Source organism: Coleofasciculus sp. (assembly GCF_046539235.1).
Classification (GTDB): Bacteria; Cyanobacteriota; Cyanobacteriia; order Cyanobacteriales; family Coleofasciculaceae; genus Coleofasciculus.
In genome coordinates this window covers 1-3,565 of sequence record NZ_JBKHHI010000556.1, presented here as the reverse complement: position 1 = coordinate 3,565, position 3,565 = coordinate 1, and the positions used below count along the sequence as shown (strand labels likewise).

At 45.0% G+C, this 3,565-nt stretch carries 1 protein-coding gene; it reads right to left on the bottom strand.

Features of this window, described 5'->3' with window-relative positions:
- Nucleotides 1-369 precede the first annotated feature (369 nt).
- The gene (locus tag ACLFWI_RS28445) at nucleotides 370-2,805 is read right to left on the bottom strand and encodes a S8 family serine peptidase (protein ID WP_446415725.1); all 2,436 of its coding nucleotides are present in this window, start codon (nucleotides 2,803-2,805) and stop codon (nucleotides 370-372) included.
- Nucleotides 2,806-3,565: the final 760 nt, after the last annotated feature.

Here is a 3,565-nt window from a genome sequence, read left to right as displayed (position 1 = left end):
AGCAAGATCCCCGACTTCTTCAAGAAATCGGGGATCTGTCTGTGTACCTCACTTATAGCGCTACGCATTGAGGTTAGGACAATAAAATTAGGTGAAAAGGCAACAGGCAACAGGCAACAGGCAACAGATAAATGTCCTAACGTATCCTCGTAGTGCTATACTTGAAAAGCGCTGTAAACTATCCACCCGTCCTATCAAAATTATTCCCATCAAACCAACAGGATGTCATGTCGTTTTGCGCCAGAGAATGGAGGAAAGAGCCAGAATAAAGTTGGCGCGATCGCACTCTGATAGAGTCGTCTTTAAACGAAAGCTAATGCACGTTTGAAATCACCGCTATAGTTGCCTTGCATCCGCCACTCAAAGACATTAGACCACAGCAAAAACATCAGCAGTCAGCGTACTAGCATTCACTCCAGTCAAAATCGCCAGCGTATCATCATTAAAATCAATCTGAGTATTCTTGCCAGTTTGAGTAATAGACAACTGCTCAAATGTCAGATTACCTGCCAAACCAATAACATCCTCAACCCCCTGAAAATCCTGAATCGTATCAACGCCTTGACCCAAGGTTAAGACAAAAGTATCATGACCCTTGCCACCGATGAGCTTATCATTACCAAGACCTCCCCATAACAGGTCATCACCATGATCACCCCAAATTTTGTCATCCCCCTCTTCGCCATAGAGTTGGTCATTACCCCCCTTACCGCCAATCCGGTCATTCCCTGTGCCACCATAAATAATATCATCACCGCCGATCGCACCGCCAGAGGAACGCTGATTCGAGTCACCCCGGAGAATATCGTCCCCCTCTTTGCCATAAATCAAATCATTTCCTAAACCGCCAGCCACTGTATTATTACCAGCATCGGCGACAATGAAATCATCAATTCGATCAAAACCAACCTCGATTTCACCCTCTAGAGTTTCTGGGAGACTAGAATGACTGAAACTCCCCGTATCACCTTGAGCAAAGATACCAAAATCAAATAAATTTTGGGTAATTTCCACATTATCCAAAGCCCATTCATCGTAGCCTGCACCACTATGCTCTAACTGTCGCCACCGGAAGCTAGTGTTATTGGTTTGAGCAAACAGGGGAATCACTTCAGTCACAGGTGTCCAATCCGTGTAGAATTCAGTGTCATAGGTTCTCAGGTGCGTCCAATTCGTACCACCATCGATAGAATACTCCAACACCACATCTTCCCCAGCATCAGCATTTTCGCCACCATTGAAGCCATCACCAAAAATCAGGTCAAAGCGGAGAAAATTAAAACTACTCTGAGAAAGATTTGCACCCGTCGTGATAGCACTACGAGTAGAATCATCACTGAAAAATAAGGAATTACCACTTCCGCCAAAGTTGTTAGCAGCGACTCCACCACTGATGTTTAACCACTGACTATTGTCAATAGTAGGGTCAAAGTCATCCCCGGTAAAATTGGTTGCTGGGGGAGTTACTGGGGGAGGTGATGGAGGAGTTACTGGAGGAGTTACTGGAGGAGTTACTGGAGGAGTTGTCCCGTTAGTCAGTGCCTTGTGAGCATTGAGCCGCCCACCCGTTACCGTTTTTCCTTGTAAGCCTGAAATCGGATCAACGGATTGTAGGATTTGTTCCTTGACCTCTAAAGCCGTCAAATTGGGGTTTTGAGCCAAAATCAGACTAGCAACACCTGAGACATGGGGAGCTGCCATAGAAGTCCCCTCCCAAGCTTCGTATCCACCCCCAGGAACGGTACTGAGAATCCCTACCCCTGGTGCGGCTAAATCCACAGAGGTGGCTCCGTAGTTAGAAAAATTCCCTAATTGATCGTTATGGTCTGTCGCTGCCACACTGATAATATTGTCCAAGTTATAGCTGGATGGATAATGAGGACTCAAATCATTATCGTCACCGATGTAATCTGAACCTCCATTACCAGCAGACGCAACAAATAACTTTCCGGCTTGTCCAGCCGCCGCGATCGCATCATAAATAAGCTGAGAAAAACCACCTCCTCCCCAGCTATTGTTAGTCAGGTGAGCGCCCATCATTGTGGCGTATTCTATTGCCTTACTTATTTTGAAGGCATCAGCAGCTTCTGTTTTACCTTCTGTCTCATTAAGACCGAATATCTTAAGAGCCATAATCTGGGACGACCAACTAACACCACTCACCCCAATACCATTATTGGCTTCAGCCGCAATTGTTCCGGCTACATGAGTGCCGTGACCATCATCATCAAAGGGGTCACTATCATTATTGAAAAAATCCCAACCATAATAATCATCGACATAGCCATTGCCATCATTATCAATGCCATCTCCGGGAGTTTCTCCTGGGTTCGTCCACATATTGTCATTCAAGTCTGGGTGGGTGTAATCTACCCCCGAATCAATCACCCCAACCACAATATTATTTCCCGTCGAAATATCCCAGGCTTCGGGAGCATCAATATCAGCGTCAGGCGTACCCCCTGTTTGACCCGTATTGTTCAGTCCCCAGAGTTCATCGAAGCCGGAGTCATTGGGGATCGTGCTATTGAGAGAGATTGTATAGTTAGGTTCTACATAGTCAATTTGTGAATTAGAACTCAGCAAATCTATCGCTTCTTGGAGGCTGACTCCATTGATTTGCCAAAGCTGGCTACCTAATGTTTTCGTACTATCTAAGACTGACGCACCCAGACTCGCTAGCAATGCTTCAATTTCGGTAGGTTCAGTCTCCGGTTTGAATTTAACAATCAACTCACCAGAGGCGTAATCCTGTCCTGCTACGAGACTACTCAGATCGGGGGTGAAAAAATTCTGAACTGCCATTATCGTTATCCTCAACTATTGGTTTTCGAGCTGACTTTATTTCAATCTAAGTCTCAGTTGAGCCAAACCCTTTAAGTCTTAATAGGTTGGGGAATCAAGCTGAAGACTGACGGATGTCTGAGCGGTCAAAACTGCTCTTTGATTTCAACTCTAAATAAAAACCAGACGTAATACATGCCCCTTATCTGCCAATTTAAATGCCAGAAAAAGACCAAGGAATGGCACAATTCTGTCAGTCCCCTTGCCGAAAACTACAAGGCAATTCGTTTACAGGTTATAGTAACCGCTATAGCGGTTAGGACACATCGTATGGTAGAGACGTTGCATGCAACGTCTGGAACAACAGTTTGATTGTCCTAATTGATGTGTCTACTAGAATTGGTCAAAGTTGGTGGGAGTTAGGGTTAAGCATAGGGCGACCCGATGGGTGGTGTTAATTAAGCTCAGCGGGTCGCCCCTACAGGTTGTTATTTTATACCTGTGGGTATTGGTGTGGGAAAATTGGGCGATCGGGGTGGATTTTATGCGTACCCACTTTTTTGTCAAACTATGGGATAATTCGGCTTATACTATAAAAATCAACATTAACAGGGCTTGATTCCCTTAACTTGTGTTAACTCAACCTGGCTGGTTTGCCCACCATGGGTTTTGGGGTTATTTGGTAGTATGCGATACCTAAGCTGTCATGCATTTAAATTGGGTATTAGCAAGATGCTCAATGTAGCGAGCAAGATGCTCAATGTAGCGAGCAAGATGCTCA

Bases quoted from the DNA above. Each gene is read 5' to 3' on its own strand.
- ACLFWI_RS28445 (WP_446415725.1), bottom strand. From the start codon at position 2,805: ATGGCAGTTCAGAATTTTTTCACCCCCGATCTGAGTAGTCTCGTAGCA.